Origin of the sequence: Gardnerella leopoldii, from assembly GCF_003293675.1 — a bacterium.
GTDB classification, from domain to species: domain Bacteria; phylum Actinomycetota; class Actinomycetes; order Actinomycetales; family Bifidobacteriaceae; genus Bifidobacterium; species Bifidobacterium leopoldii.
Genome location: NZ_CP029984.1, coordinates 703949 through 718569, shown reverse-complemented (window position 1 = coordinate 718569; position 14621 = coordinate 703949). Strand labels below are relative to the sequence as shown.

Below are 14621 nucleotides of genomic sequence, written 5' to 3'. Positions count from 1 at the left end.
CGCTTGTGTACTTCAAGCGCTGCATCTTTGTGTTAGTGCCTAAAACAACTTATGTTTTCTTATCGCGGAGCAGGTATGATACAAGTATGACAGATAGTGAGCATCAGACTAGAAGTGCTAAAACGGAGCATCCGTACGTGTCGGAAAAACGTGAGGGTAAGCCTTATGCTGAATGGATTGTAGCAATTATTATTGCACTTTGCGCATTATTGGCATTTATAGGATATGTAAAAGCCGCCACAGTTGTTATTTCTGTGACGGCTGTACTTCTAGGAGTTATGCGCTTAATTATGCGTCAGCGTAGCCCTTGGAAAGTTCGCTCAGTTGGCTTTGATTCTTTCATAAGTATTACGCTCGGCATAGGTTTGCTTATAACATACGCTTCAATTATATTTTTGCTATAACTTTATTTTTAAAGATTGTTCGCAACGTTATTGTCAGATACGTTTTGAACGTACTCATAGCTCATATCTGGCGCTGCAGGAGCATCTGCCTTTGTGTCTGCAAAATTTTGTATTGGTGCAGGATTTGTTTCATTTGATACAGCAAGTTTTTGTGCTGAGTTTGAAAGAAGCTTTGTTAATAGCAAAACTAGGCTAACAAGCGCTGCAGCAAAAATTGGAGCAATCCAGAATACCCACAATTGACTTAGTGGTTTAACTTCCAAATCATGAGAGTTTGCGAATAATGCGATGCCGGTAGAACGAGCAGGATTCAAACCAGCTCCTGTAATTTGATACGTAATGAAAGCGCCAGCTGCGTATGCAATACCGATGTGTGTTGCATAACCGCATTTAGTATTACCTTCATGGTCTGTGCTGCGCAATGCAGTGGCAACAATCAAAATAACAGCAATAACTTCAACTAATAACGCAGATACTATTCCGAAAGACAAGTTTATTTCTTTTAGTTGACGTGCAGAAAGGGATGCCTTTTCGAATCCGTTTACTATTGAAACAAACCAATACTTTTTGTCAAAACCTGAGCCTTGACCAACTTGTGACGGATCAATGCTTGAATCCTGCTGAGGAATAATAAGAATAAACAATCCTGCAGCTGCAATAGCACCAAGAACTTGGGCAACAATGTAGCATAATCCTGCAGTGTATGAAGTGCGTCCAGTAAGCATCGAAGCAACTGTCACTGCAGGGTTAAGGTGGCCTCCAGAAACTTTAGATGCAATATATGTCGCTGCAGCATAAGCGATACCAGTGCCTGCGGCAATCATTAAAACGTTGATTCCATACATTACGGTAGTAAGAGAATAAAAAGTGTAAACAACGAACATCGCTAAAGCTGTAGCAATAAATTCAGTACCAATACGAACAATAAGTGGCGCAGCAGTTTTAGTTGTGCTGCACGGTGTATCTGTAGTTTTAATCATAACTTTCCTTAATTTTAGTTGTGCCGCTTTGTTAATGATTGCAACACAATGAAACCTAGGCTATACTATCACGGCTATGCCATACGGTAACATAGGAAGACGTGGTGTTTTTGATTTATTGCAAATTTAATAAATTGCCACAGAAATTAGTAAGTTAATGAGTAATGAATTGCTTATATTGCGTATTCTTAAGTAAATTCTGGCGCAAGTATGTATGTAATTCTTTAGGTCACGTTGGGAGAACGATGCCAAACGCATATTCCCGCGCCAATCAGGCGCATTCAGATGACAACAACGCCATTCGACTGCAGAAGCTGCTTGCTGAAGCGGGATTTGGTTCAAGACGCAAGTGTGAAGAGATTATTCTTGACGGGCGTGTTGAAGTAGACGACGAATTGGTTACAACACTTGGTACTCGAGTAGATCCAAAACGTCAAAAAGTGCGCGTTGATGGATCTCGCGTAAAGTTCAACACAAAGCTAGTAACGCTCGCATTGCATAAGCCTAAGCGAGTTCTTAGCGCAATGGACGATCCAAAAGGTCGCTTTACTTTAAGAGATATTGTTGGAGACAAGTACGAGCGAATTTTCCACATGGGACGCTTGGATTACGATTCTGAAGGTCTTATTTTAATGACCAACGATGGCGAGCTAAGCCAGCACGTAATGCACCCAAAGTATGAGGTTGAGAAAACTTATATTGCAACTGTTGAAGGCAAAATCAACGGTATGGTTTGCCGCCGCTTGGTTTCGCAAGGCGTAAATCTTGAAGATGGTTGGATTAAGCTCGACCGTTGCGCAATAATCGATCAGAATCACGACACAACCATGGTAAAAGTTGTGTTGCATTCTGGCAAAAATCGTATTGTTCGCAGGATTTTTGGAGCCGTAGGATACCCTGTAAAGCGTCTTGTTCGTACGCAAATTGGCCCTATTAAATTGGGTGACTTAAAAGCTGGATCGTATCGCGTGCTTTCTCAAACAGAAGTGCGCTCGCTTTCTAAGGAGGTTGGCCTGTGATTTGTGTAGCAATTGATGGACCAGCAGGAGTAGGTAAGTCTTCTACTTCTCGTGCTTTAGCGCAATACTATGGTTTTGCGTATTTAGATACGGGTGCAATGTATAGAGCTGCTGCTTGGTGGTGCTTGAAGCAAGGTATTGATTTAAGCACGCAACTTGAATTGGATGAAGAAGGAAATCCTGTAAATCCAGCGGATGCTGAACGTTTTAATCAAATTGTTGAAGCTGTTGGAGCCTTATTTACTGAAAGTGACGCTGACTTTAGTGTTGATCCTAAGAATCCTGTAGTGACTGTTGAAGGTGAGGATATTAGCGAAGAATTGCGTTCCAGCGAAGTTTCTTCGCATGTGTCTACTGTATCTTCGATTCCTGCAGTTCGCCGTATGCTTATTGCTGCTCAGCGTGCGTATATTGCTTCAGAGTCAGATGAAGATTCTTTCTCTAAAGGTGAGGGAATAGTTGCAGAAGGACGCGATATTACTACTGTTGTTGCTCCTAATGCTCAAGTTCGAGTGCTTCTTACTGCACGCGAAGAAGTGCGTCAAGCTCGCAGAAACAAGCAGAATATTGCGCAAGAAAATTTGCAAAATAATGAATCTAAAAATAATGAATCTGAAGAAGACGATATTCGCGCTCGTGATGCTAAAGATGCTAAAGTTACGCATTTTCTTCAAGCAGCAGACGGTGTTACAACGCTCGATAATTCTGATTTGACTTTTGAGCAGACTCTCGATGCTCTTGTTGAAATGGTTGACGCTGCAATTGAGCAGGATGAGTATGACCGTTATGCTGCTAATCTTGAAGGCTACGATCTTGACGATGAAGATCGTGCGCTTCTTCGAGGCGACGAAGTAAGTCAAGGCGATGCAAAAGACTCTAAAGCTGTTGGAGTAATCGCCATTATAGGTCGACCAAACGTTGGAAAATCAACGCTTGTAAATCGTATTTTGGGTCATCGTGTAGCTGTTGTAGAAGATACTCCAGGTGTTACGAGAGATCGCGTAAGCTACGACGCTGAGTGGGCTGGGACCAACTTCAAGCTTGTTGACACTGGCGGCTGGGAAGCAGATGTTGAAGGTATTGATTCTTCTATTGCTCAACAAGCGCAAGTAGCAGTGCGTTTAAGCGATGCTGTGATTTTCCTAGTAGATGGTCAAGTTGGTTTAACAGCTACAGACGAGCGTATTGTTTCAATGCTTCGCGCTGCAGGTAAGCCTATTACTCTGGCAGTTAACAAGGTTGACGATGCTAGAAGCGAGTATTTGACTGCAGAGTTTTGGAAGCTCGGAATGGGTGAGCCTTACGGAATTTCTGCAATGCACGGCAGAGGCGTTGGAGATTTGCTTGATGCAGCGCTCAATTCTTTGAAGAAAGCGAATAAAACTTCAGGATTCTTAACTCCAGAAGGACTTCGCAGAGTTGCTTTAGTAGGTCGTCCAAACGTTGGTAAGTCTTCGCTTTTGAATCATTTAGCTCATGAAGAGCGATCTGTTGTAAACGATTTGGCTGGAACTACTCGTGACCCTGTTGATGAGGTTGTGCGAGTTGACGGCGAGGATTGGCTGTTTATTGACACTGCTGGTATTAAGCGCAGGCAGCACAAGCTTACGGGTGCTGAATACTATTCTTCACTTCGTACGCAAGCTGCGATTGAACGCTCGGAACTTGCTTTGATTCTTTTCGATTCTTCCCAGCCGATTGCAGAGCAGGATTTGAAAGTTATGAGCCAGGCTGTAGACGCGGGTCGAGCAATCGTACTTGTGTTTAACAAATGGGACTTGATGGACGAATTTTCCAGACAGCGCATGGAACGCTTATGGAAAACTGAGTTTGAGCGCGTAACTTGGGCTGAGCGCGTAAATCTTTCCGCAAAAACAGGATGGCATACGAATCGTCTTGCGCGCGCTATGCGAACAGCTTTAGACAGCTGGGATAAGCGCATTCCTACAGGCAAGCTTAATGCTTTCTTAGGTCGTATTCAGTCTGCTCATCCGCATCCTTTGCGAGGCGGAAAGCAAGCGAGAATCTTGTTTGCTACGCAAGCTTCTACGCGCCCACCGCGTTTTGTAATATTCACAACTGGCTTTTTAGAGCACGGATACCGTCGCTTTATTGAGCGTTCTCTTCGAGAAGAGTTTGGATTCGAGGGAACTCCTATTCAAATCTCTGTAAAAGTACGAGATAAGAAGAAGCGCAAGTAAAGCGCAAATAAAGCGTGATTAAGTCAAAGTAAGTTAGGGTTAAGTAAAGTAGGAGCGTATATGGCTGGTTTGGGCGAGTTAGCTTTCGATTTGCATCATGCTAGCGAAGATGAGATTTTTCAAGCATTTGTTGATTGGGTTAAAGATAACAAACATGTAGATTTGTGGCCGCATCAAGAAGAATCTGTTATGGATTTGCTTGCAGGAGACCACGTTATTTTAAACACTCCAACAGGTTCTGGAAAGTCGCTTGTCGCGCTCGGTATGCATTTCGCGGCGCTCGCCACCGGCAGACGCTCCTACTATACTGCGCCAATTAAAGCTCTTGTATCCGAAAAATTCTTCGATTTAGTAGCTATTTTTGGGCGTGACAACGTTGGTATGATTACAGGCGACTCGCATATTAATGCGGATGCTCCAATAATCTGCTGCACGGCAGAAATCTTAGCAAATCAAGCTCTGCGTGAAGGCGCAAACGCTGAAGTCGATTGCGTTGCAATGGACGAATTCCACTACTGTGGTGATCCAGAGCGCGGATGGGCTTGGCAAGTTCCGTTACTTACGCTTCCAAATACGCAATTCTTACTTATGAGTGCAACTCTTGGAGACGTAACGGATATTGCGGAACGCTTAGAAAAATCAACAAAAAGAAACGTCGATATTATTGCAGACGCTCCAAGACCAATCCCGCTCGAATACGAGTACACAGATAAGCCGCTTGCAACAACTGTAGAACTCTTATTTAACAAGGGTTTAACGCCAATTTACGTAGTTCATTTTTCGCAAGACGCAGCTCTTGAAACAGCGCAAGCGCTCGCAAGTACTGGAGTTTCAAGCAAAGAGCAGCGAGACAAAATTGCTCAAGCCATTAAAGGTACTAAATTTACTACAGGTTTCGGCAAAATTTTGCAAAGGTTACTGCGCACTGGTGTAGGCGTACATCATGCTGGTATGCTTCCGCGCTACCGTAGGCTTGTCGAACAGCTCGCTCAGCTTGGACTTCTACCAGTTATTTGCGGCACAGACACTCTCGGCGTTGGCATTAACGTGCCAATTCACTCGGTTGTGCTTACAGCTCTTACAAAATTTGATGGGAATCGTAGTAGAAAGCTTCGCGCTCGCGAGTTTCACCAAATTGCAGGACGTGCAGGCAGAATGGGATTCGATACTGAGGGCTTAGTAGTTGCAGAGGCTCCAGAGTTCGAGATTGAGAATGCGCGCGCTGTTGCAAAAGCTGGAAATGATCCTAAAAAGCTTAAAAAAGTTAAGCGTAAGAAAGCTCCAGAAGGCTTTGTTGTTTGGGGTGAGCCAACGTTTACTAAGCTTATTGAAAGCGCTCCTGAAACTTTGAATCCTCACATGGTTGTAACGCATTCAATGATTTTGAACGAAGTTACGCAAGGTGGGGATGCTAGAGCGCGAGTTGAAAAACTTATTGAAGATAGCGCACAAAAGCCGCAAGATAAAGAAAAATTACTTGAGCGTTGCGACGATATTTTCCAGACTTTGCTCGATACTCAAGTTATTGAATGCAGAGAGCTTTCGGACGGTTCTTGCGATTATGAGCTTGACGTTGCAATGCCTGAAGGTTTTGCTCTAGATCAGCCGCTTTCTCCGTTCTTGCTCGCAGCTTTGGAATTGTTAGATCCCGAGTCTCAAAGCTACGCACTTGACGTAATTTCCATGGTTGAAGCAACTCTGGATGATCCTAAGCCTGTTCTTCGTGCTCAAGAGCGCAAAGCACGCGATGCTGCAATGGCTGGTATGAAGGACGATGGCATTGACTATGAGGAGCGCATGGAACGCTTAGCTGAAGTTAGCTATCCTAAGCCTCTTGAAGACTTACTAGCTCCTGCTTTTGCGCAATATCGCAAGGATGTGCCCTGGGCGAACGACTACTGGATTAAGCCTAAATCTGTGCTTCGAGACATGGTTGAAACCGCCTCTGATTTTACTGGATACATTTCTCGTTATGGCATTGCTAGAAGTGAGGGAACGCTTCTTCGTTACCTTTCGGACGCTTACCGTTCGCTTGCTCGCACTGTGCCAGAAGACATGCTTAACGAAGAATTGCGTGATATTATTTCGTGGCTTCGTCTTGTTGTGCGCTCTATTGATTCAAGTCTTGTTGACGAGTGGGAGAGTGCTGGAGGATCGGATGCTGAAGCTAGCGCTGTAACTACGGCTGCGCCTTCAACTTCTGAGTCTGTAGTTGAGGATCGTCGTGGACTTATTGTGTTGATTAGAAACGCAATGTTTCGTCGCGTGCAGCTTATGGATTTGGAAGATGCGGATACTTTAGGAGAGCTTGACAAAGCTTGGGGTTATGGCGTTCACGAGTGGAATGATGTGCTTGACGACTATTACGATGAGCACGAGTATGTTGGAATAGATGCTAAGGCTCGAAGTGGCGACTTGTTTATTTTGGATGATTCGCTTGAGAAAAGTGAACATTCGTGGAAAGTTCGGCAGATTATTGACGATTCAGACGGGGATCACAATTGGGCTATTACTGGCGTTGTCGATTTAGATACAACTCAAGACGAAGGTGAAGTTGTGTTCTTCGATTACCAAGTTTCGCACGTGTGATTTTTAAAAATGTGTTAACAGAATACGAAATGCAAGACGCAAAATGCAATCGAACGTTTGTTCTATATGTAGTGTAAGCTGGTATTTATGGAGCAGGATTTATTTGCAGCAAGTAGCGCGCCGAGTGATGTGACTCGTCCGTTGGCAGTGCGTATGCGCCCGAGCAGTATTGAAGACGTGCTAGGGCAGTCGCATGCTCTAAAAGAAGGTTCGCCTTTGCGTAGGCTTGCAAATCCGCAATCTAAAGGTTCTCTTACTGCTCCAAGTTCTGTTGTGTTGTTTGGTCCTCCGGGAGTTGGCAAAACTACGCTCGCTTATATTGTTGCTCGTCAGTCTGGTCGCGTGTTTGAAGAGCTTTCTGCTGTAACTTCTGGAGTTAAAGACGTTCGTGCGGTACTTGATCGCGCGCATGAGCGTTTAGTTAGTAATGGTCAAGAAACAGTTTTATTTATTGACGAAGTTCACCGTTTTTCTAAATCTCAGCAGGATGCTTTGCTTCCAAGCGTTGAAAATCGCGACGTAACTTTTATTGGAGCTACTACCGAAAACCCAAGCTTTTCAATTATTAAGCCGCTACTTAGTAGATCAGTAGTTGTTAAACTTGAGTCACTTAGCGTTGAAGATTTGCATACTCTTATAGAACGTGCGCTAACTAGCGAAAATGGTCTTAATAATCAGCTTAAAATCGACGATGACGCAATAGATTCTATTATTCGCTTAAGCGGGGGAGACGCTCGCAAAACTCTCACTATTTTAGAGGCGGCTGCAGGAGCAGTAACAGGAGATGTTGCGTTACAGCATGGCAAAAAGAAGCCTGTAATTACTGCTGATATTGTTTCTAACGTAATGGATACTACTACAGTTCGTTACGACAAAGACGGCGACGATCATTATGATGTGATTTCTGCTTTTATTAAGTCGATGCGCGGAAGTGATGTTGACGCTTCTTTGCATTATTTAGCGCGAATGCTTCGAGCTGGTGAAGACCCGCGTTTTATTGCAAGGCGAATTATGATTGCTGCTGCCGAAGAAGTTGGTATGGCAGCTCCGCAAATTTTGCAAGTAACTGTTGCAGCAGCTCAAGCAGTTGCTTTAATCGGCATGCCAGAAGCGCGTATTATTCTTTCGGAAGCTGTGATTGCTGTAGCAACCGCTCCTAAATCAAACGCAAGCTACAATGCTATTAATCAGGCTTTGCAAGATGTTGATGCTGGAAATATTGGTCAAGTTCCTCTTCATTTGCGTAACGCTCCAACTGCTTTGATGAAAAGTTGGGGAAACCATGACGGGTACAAGTATGCTCACGATTATCCGGGTGCTGTAGCATCCCAACAGTACATGCCAGATGAGCTAGTTGGTTGCGAATACTATCAGCCGTCGAATCGCGGCTACGAGCACGAGATTTCGCAACGTTTATCTCAAATCCGTGCCATTCTTCATGAATCTAACAAATAAATAAGTGCTGTGTTTGTTATTGCATCTTTGTGTTTATCAGACAGTGTAACTAGAATCGTGTGTAGATATTTCACTTAAGAGGGATTTGCTGTGTTAAAAACTCGGTAAGTGCGAGCACAGTTAAGAGAGGGAATTATGGCATTTTGTGAAAATTGTGGAAATAAACTAGAGCAGAATAGTAAGTTTTGTGATTCATGTGGCAATGTTGTTGCAAATTATTCGGACGTTGCGAATGAAAATTATAATGTGCCACCTGTAAAAGAAACTTATACTCAGCCTGGGTATATTGCAAAAAGTAGTAGCGAGAAATCTTTTGCTAAATCAAAGCAATTTAAACTACTGATTGCTTCAATTGTTACTGTAGTACTTGTTATTGCTGCTGCGGTTGCGTTTATGGTATTTTATTTACCTTCACAAAGTAGTCATACTGTTCTTATTCCTAAAGCTAGTGCATTAAAAAGTGCGCCATTGCAAAAAACTGTAGACGATCTACGTAAGCAGGGTGTGAAAGTTATTATTGTTAAAGAGTTTTCTTCTGTTAAACGTGGTGGTTTTGTTCGTTTTACTAATGTTCGTCCTGGTCAACGTGTGCAAAGTTCATCGCATGTTACTGTTATAGAATCTAAAGGTCCTGGAATTCCTAAAAAGGGAGTAGTAGGTCAGCCTCTCGAAAAAGCTAAGAAAATAGCTGAATCTATGGGTGTTCCTGTTGAAACATACAATATTATTTCTACTAATACTGGAAAAGTTATTGCAACTGACCCGATGCCAGGCTTCTCAGTTTCGAGCGGAAGTAGTGATGATGGCGTGATTCGTATTGCTGTTGGAGTTAAAGACAAAGGTATTCCTGCAGACTTGTTCGGCATGGATAAAGACGAAGCAGTAAATAAGTTGCGAGATTTAGGATTGAAAGATGTTTCATTGCACCCGCATTTCTCGTCAGAAAAGAATCTTGGTAAGATTATTTCTTCTAAACCTGCTTTAGGCACAAAGTTTTCTGGTGGGCATGTTGACTTGTACTACGGTGTTGACGCTTCTGAAACCAAAAATGTGCTTACAGAAAATGATCCTAGTGACAAGACTATAATGTATGTGACTAATGCGTCTCCTGTTATTGGCACTTGGTGTACTAATGATGGCGACTGTATTGAGCTTCAGAAACATGATTATCCTAAAGATGATCCGGACTATATGTTTTTGCAGCTTCCTACCGATCCTAAGTATCCTGATGATTCTCATTTCTATGAGTATTTAACTTTTGGTAATGGTGCTCATCAGATGGGCGGAATGATATTTTATAAGGATAATGATAAGAATAAAGACAGTCAGATGAAGAATCATTTGATTGTTGGAGATACTGGTGCTTTTGAACTTTATCGTGGAATGGGATTGCCGTATTGTGGTGAAACAGCTAATGACAATATTGGCAATATGTGTGTTAATGGTAAGTGGGTTGACGCGTTTGAACCTCCTGAAGACATTAAACAATATGGAAGCCCTGATAAAATTCCTGGCTATTGGAAAGACTCTTCGTTTAGAATGCGCGACTTCTTCCTTGTAGTTCCAGTTCATGCAAATCTTAATAAGATTGAATCTTCTGGCTATTTTGAAGGAAAAGGCAATAAAAAGCCAGATACTACAAGACCGTTTATTTTACGCAGAAATCCGAAATTGTATTCTAAAACGACTGTTGATGCTGAACCTTACAAAGGTGCAATAGAAGATAACCCGTTCGTGCCAACAGTTAAGCACAAGGCTGTTCCATTTAAGCCTGCTCCAGACGATAGTGTTGCATACTACTTGGTTGAAAAGCCTTTCGACTGGAGTAAGCTTCCTGAACGTGACTAAAGGTTTTAAATAAATCGAAAGTAGATATGTTGTCTATGAAAAAGAATAGTGATTTTCTGTATTATTGCGTATCGACTGTTGTGCTTATATGCTGGCTTACTGCTTGCGTTGTGTATACTCTTTTTGCTGCAGATACCTTACAAAACAGCGGCTTTTCGTTGAAAAGTATTACCAGCAATAGCATAATAAGCACAATCACAAAACCGCATACTCGCAGTACTGACGATATTCTTTCTCAAGCTGGTAAAGAATACAAAAAGGTGCTTGAAACTTCATCGTATGTTTCAAATAAATTCCCGCAGGATTTCGAATATTATTATGATTTGTGGGATATTGATAACGATAATATTCCAGAAATGATTGTTATTGCTACAAATGAATATAATAATAACTCTAACAAGTGTATTCATGTATTTTCATTTAAGAATGGCAAGTTAGTTAAATATCCAGAAATTATAGATAATGCGCATGATGAAAATGAGAATTCAGGTACAATATATTTTGATCCGCACCATAAAGGAATTGTAATTCTGCGTGCTATTGAAAAAAATTCGCCTAATGTTTTCCCGTGGATTAAAACAATCTATAAGCTGAATGAAGGCAACTTTACCAATACTAGGTCTATTGTTTATCACCCATTAGATAAAGATAATACATACGATCCAGTTCCTGGAACTGGTGAGATAAGTAAATTATTACATCCAACTTTTGTGTCAGTTGATGATTTTACTGATATTAATATGATGATTAATGCTAAAAACTTGACTCAAGCTCAGCGTAAGCATAATAAGCTTGTTCAACTTTGGCGCGAGAAAGGTTATCAAGTATTTACTGGAACTGTAAAAATATTAAATGTTGATGAAGCATATGATTTTCCTGGAACTACACCAAATAATACTGGTAATAAAGACAATGTTCTGGAAGAAAATAAAGATAATATTTATACGATATTAGTATTCGATAGAAAGATGTCTGTTGGAGGATTTTGTAATGGTACAGATTGTGGAGTAATGCAAACGCGCAATGATCTTAATAATATTTTGGTTACGATGAAGATCTCTAAATCAAATGAAAGCAATAGGTTTGAAAAATATAATAACAAAAAAATTACTATTGCTGCTCAATATGGGGATGATGGATCAAATTGGCTGGAACTTCCAGCAGGTCAGTCAACAGTTAGTGGCGTACAAATCATTGACGAATAGCAAGCTACTATAAAATTAAGCTCCATGAATGTTGAATTGCCTCAGCAGTTTTGCAATCATGGAGCATTTTTATTTACGAATTATCGCAAAAATATAAAAATATTAAGAGAGAGTTTTATTCGCGCACAAGCATAATGTGTTCAACGCTGTCTAGCGGAGAGACGCGGAACAACACAAAACGATTGCCAATTACTTGCACGACTTCGGCGCCGAGCTTTTGAGCAAGTGCATCAGCAGCTTCTTTAGCGCTTAATCCGGAACCATCTTGCACAGAGCACTTCATGAGCTCGTGGTACTGCATGGTTTCGTCTGCTTGCTTCACAGCTGCATCAGTAATATCGTTCTTGCCAACGTATAAAAGTGGGCTAAGCGTATTAGCGAGCGCGCGGAGCTGCTTAATCTGCTTTTTTGTCAATGCCATAAGGCGTCCTTTCAAATGCAAGTTTTATAACGCAAATATTACATAAATTACATAGTGCTTAACGGATTATACAGTATATTGCGAATTGTTGTATGTGATAATGCAAATTTATTTATTCCGTATTTATTGCGCTTGCTGCAAAGGGTGAAATATTTTCAAAATTTTTTATTACAAAGGTAGCATTTTGCACACAATAATCGCGCTTACAACACCAAGAGTAACTACTGATAGCAGCACATCTTTTATACGCATTTTCCATGAGTGCAAGTGAGTTCTTTCAGCTCCAGGCGTGTAACAGCGTGCATCTAATGCGAGCGCAAGAGTGTCAGCATGGCGAATTACTCCTGCAAAACCTGGCACTATTAAAGCTGTTATAGCGTGTACTCGTTGCTTAAAAGAACCATCTCGAATGCTACTTCCTCGAGCGATTTGCGCTAGTGCCACAGAGTGCGCTTCTGCACTGAGTGTTGGTAAGAACCGTAGCGCTAGGCTCATAATAAGTGCTATTTCTTGCGTTGGTATTCCAATATGTCGAAGTGGTGATAGTAATCGTGTGCAAGATTCGTTAAGCGTTGTCTGACTCATTGTTAGTACTAGAATTGCTCCAATGATAATAACAAGCGAGAATCGTGTTGCAAAAAGTATTGCGTAATTAATTCCATCAGTTGTAATAGGAATAGTTGCAATATTTGCTAGCACTGTGCCGGTTCGCACTGCCAGAATGTTAAGTAATCCGGAGAAAACAAATACCGCAATAATCATGTGCAGTGAAGCAATAAGCTTAACAAATGGTATTTTTGCAGCAACAGTTAGAGTAAATGTTACAAAAGCAAGAATAGCTAACTGTATGTAGTTAGTAATACTAAAAGCACTTAGCATAAGAATAAAGCATGATAGCAGCGTCGCGCGTGGGTCAAAAGATTGAAGTAGCGAAGTTGTTTTTGCTTTTGTGGAACTTTCTTTGTTTTTGGTATTTTCAATATTTTTTGCTGTGCTGCATTCTTTATTGCTTGCTTTATTCCTTGCTTTTAATGTTACTAATCTTGCGCCTAAATCTTCTGCTTCTTGAAGATTATGCGTAATAAGTATTATGGTTACGCCTTGATTGTGTAGCGTTCCAAGAATTTCTCGAATACGCAACGAAGCTTCAAAATCTAATCCAGCTGTTGGCTCATCCAGTACGAGTACGCGTGGCTTGCAAGCTAAAACGCCAGCTATTGCAACAAGACGCTGCTGACCTCCAGAAAGCGCAAAAGGTGATTTTTCAGCCAAGTTCTCAAGGTTCAGTAAGCGTAGGGTTTCATCCACACGTTCTTTGAGAGCATTGCCTTTCAGCCCAAAATTTTTTGGCCCATAAGCGACATCGTTCCGTACTGTATCAGCAAAAAGCTGTTGTTCTGGCAGTTGCATAACGTAGCCAATTGTTTGATGTAGCTTTTGTCGTATTATTCTAGATGTTTTACCTCTAACAGATATGCCATGCACTGTTATGTTTCCTGAATTGGCTTTTAACAATCCACACATTGTTTTAACAAGAGTTGATTTGCCGCAGCCGTTTTCGCCCATTATTGCAACTGTTTCGCCACTTTTAACAGTGAGTGAATAATCGTCAATAACAGCTGGAGAAGTTTTATCATATTGAACAGTTAGTCCGGAAATTTCTACAGCGATATCTGACTCATTTTCTTTGAATCTGCTATCTGTTAAGTTTTTGTTCTTGCTAATTTTAGTTAAATGATTATTAGCCAACTCAATATTAGAAAAGTAAGTTTTTAAACCATTAAAGCTTACTTCTTTCAGTATGCCATTTTCTAGTAGAAGTATGCGATTTGCTTGTTTGCATTCCTCAAAATTGTGTGTAATTTGAACAATAGTAGTGCCATTTTTATGCAAATTATCGAATAAAGCATCAACGTCTTTGCGAGCGAACGAGTCGAGCATAGAAGTAGGTTCGTCAAGAACAAGCAGTTTAGAATTCATAGCAATAGCGCTTGCTAAAGCTACTCGTTGCTGCTGTCCGCCGCTCATAGTGCTAGGGTCATCGTAACGCTTATCTTCCATGTGAACAGTTTTTAAAGCTTCGCTGATACTCTTATACATTGTTTTTCGAGGGAATTGCAAATTTTCTAGTCCGAAAGCAACATCTTCTTCAGTAATTGTTGTAATAATCTGGTCTTCAGGACTTTGGAAAAGTGCACCAATATATTTTCGTGCATTTTTATATGATTCAGCACAAGCAGTAGTATTTTCAAAAACTTTTTCACCGCATAATGTAACGTAACCGCTATCTGGTGCCGTTAAACCTGCAATAATTTTTGCCAAGGTTGACTTACCAGAACCGTTTAATCCCACAATTGCCAAGCGCTCGCCAGCGTTAATTGTAAGACTTAAATTATTAAGCGTCCAAGTTTTTCCATCATCGTAGCTATAGCAAATATTTCGCAACACTACTTGCGCATTGTTTTCAATCATGTGCTTTTTAGCTTCGTTCATGCTACT

Annotated in this window: 10 protein-coding genes; 7 read left to right on the top strand and 3 right to left on the bottom strand. The window is 41.2% G+C overall.

Annotated features, from left to right (window positions below; translation table 11 throughout):
- Positions 1 to 86: 86 nt before the first annotated feature.
- Positions 87 to 404: a hypothetical protein gene (locus tag DOD25_RS03045; protein ID WP_004574306.1), complete on the top strand. Its 318-nt coding sequence runs from the start codon at positions 87 to 89 to the stop codon at positions 402 to 404.
- 8 nt (positions 405 to 412) lie between these two features.
- Here the strand turns inward: DOD25_RS03045 and DOD25_RS03040 are convergent, their stop codons facing one another.
- On the bottom strand, positions 413 to 1384 hold the full coding sequence (locus tag DOD25_RS03040; RefSeq protein WP_004106561.1) for an MIP/aquaporin family protein: 972 nt from the start codon (positions 1382 to 1384) through the stop codon (positions 413 to 415).
- A 245-nt stretch (positions 1385 to 1629) separates the two neighbouring features.
- Between DOD25_RS03040 and DOD25_RS03035 the strand changes: the two genes are divergently transcribed.
- The 6 genes from DOD25_RS03035 (at position 1630) to DOD25_RS03010 (ending at position 11701) form a co-directional block, all read left to right on the top strand.
- Complete coding sequence (locus DOD25_RS03035; RefSeq protein WP_004106562.1) at positions 1630 to 2403, top strand: pseudouridine synthase; 774 nt, start codon at positions 1630 to 1632, stop codon at positions 2401 to 2403.
- Complete coding sequence (gene der / locus DOD25_RS03030) at positions 2400 to 4604, top strand: bifunctional cytidylate kinase/GTPase Der (RefSeq protein ID WP_064340530.1); 2205 nt, start codon at positions 2400 to 2402, stop codon at positions 4602 to 4604. Before DOD25_RS03035 ends, der begins: the two co-directional genes overlap by 4 nt.
- A gap of 60 nt (positions 4605 to 4664) precedes the next feature.
- The gene (locus DOD25_RS03025; protein ID WP_112928661.1) at positions 4665 to 7193 is read left to right on the top strand and encodes a DEAD/DEAH box helicase; all 2529 of its coding nucleotides are present in this window, start codon (positions 4665 to 4667) and stop codon (positions 7191 to 7193) included.
- Positions 7194 to 7280: 87 nt separating this feature from the next.
- Positions 7281 to 8648 carry a replication-associated recombination protein A gene (locus DOD25_RS03020; RefSeq protein ID WP_064340532.1) on the top strand — a complete coding sequence of 456 codons (1368 nt, stop codon included), beginning with the start codon at positions 7281 to 7283 and terminating at the stop codon, positions 8646 to 8648.
- Positions 8649 to 8783: 135 nt separating this feature from the next.
- Positions 8784 to 10496, top strand: a complete 1713-nt coding sequence (locus DOD25_RS03015) for a PASTA domain-containing protein (RefSeq protein ID WP_064340533.1) — start codon at positions 8784 to 8786, stop codon at positions 10494 to 10496.
- Between the two features lie 35 nt (positions 10497 to 10531).
- Positions 10532 to 11701, top strand: coding sequence for a hypothetical protein (locus DOD25_RS03010; RefSeq protein WP_004106567.1), 1170 nt, complete (start codon positions 10532 to 10534; stop codon positions 11699 to 11701).
- 115 nt (positions 11702 to 11816) lie between these two features.
- Here the strand turns inward: DOD25_RS03010 and DOD25_RS03005 are convergent, their stop codons facing one another.
- Both DOD25_RS03005 and DOD25_RS03000 read right to left on the bottom strand, forming a co-directional pair.
- Positions 11817 to 12122 (bottom strand): YhbY family RNA-binding protein, encoded by a 306-nt coding sequence (locus DOD25_RS03005; protein WP_004106568.1) that lies wholly within the window; start codon positions 12120 to 12122, stop codon positions 11817 to 11819.
- Between the two features lie 168 nt (positions 12123 to 12290).
- Positions 12291 to 14615, bottom strand: a complete 2325-nt coding sequence (locus DOD25_RS03000) for an energy-coupling factor transporter ATPase (RefSeq protein ID WP_112928659.1) — start codon at positions 14613 to 14615, stop codon at positions 12291 to 12293.
- Between the last annotated feature and the right edge of the window lie 6 nt (positions 14616 to 14621).

Excerpts from the sequence above, each read along its gene's own strand:
- DOD25_RS03045 (WP_004574306.1), top strand. The coding sequence starts at position 87 with ATGACAGATAGTGAGCATCAGACTAGAAGTGCTAAAACGGAGCATCCG.
- DOD25_RS03010 (WP_004106567.1), top strand. The coding sequence starts at position 10,532 with ATGAAAAAGAATAGTGATTTTCTGTATTATTGCGTATCGACTGTTGTG.
- DOD25_RS03015 (WP_064340533.1), top strand. The coding sequence starts at position 8,784 with ATGGCATTTTGTGAAAATTGTGGAAATAAACTAGAGCAGAATAGTAAG.
- DOD25_RS03025 (WP_112928661.1), top strand. The coding sequence starts at position 4,665 with ATGGCTGGTTTGGGCGAGTTAGCTTTCGATTTGCATCATGCTAGCGAA.
- DOD25_RS03020 (WP_064340532.1), top strand. The coding sequence starts at position 7,281 with ATGGAGCAGGATTTATTTGCAGCAAGTAGCGCGCCGAGTGATGTGACT.
- DOD25_RS03000 (WP_112928659.1), bottom strand. The coding sequence starts at position 14,615 with ATGAACGAAGCTAAAAAGCACATGATTGAAAACAATGCGCAAGTAGTG.
- DOD25_RS03040 (WP_004106561.1), bottom strand. The coding sequence starts at position 1,384 with ATGATTAAAACTACAGATACACCGTGCAGCACAACTAAAACTGCTGCG.
- DOD25_RS03005 (WP_004106568.1), bottom strand. The coding sequence starts at position 12,122 with ATGGCATTGACAAAAAAGCAGATTAAGCAGCTCCGCGCGCTCGCTAAT.
- DOD25_RS03035 (WP_004106562.1), top strand. The coding sequence starts at position 1,630 with ATGCCAAACGCATATTCCCGCGCCAATCAGGCGCATTCAGATGACAAC.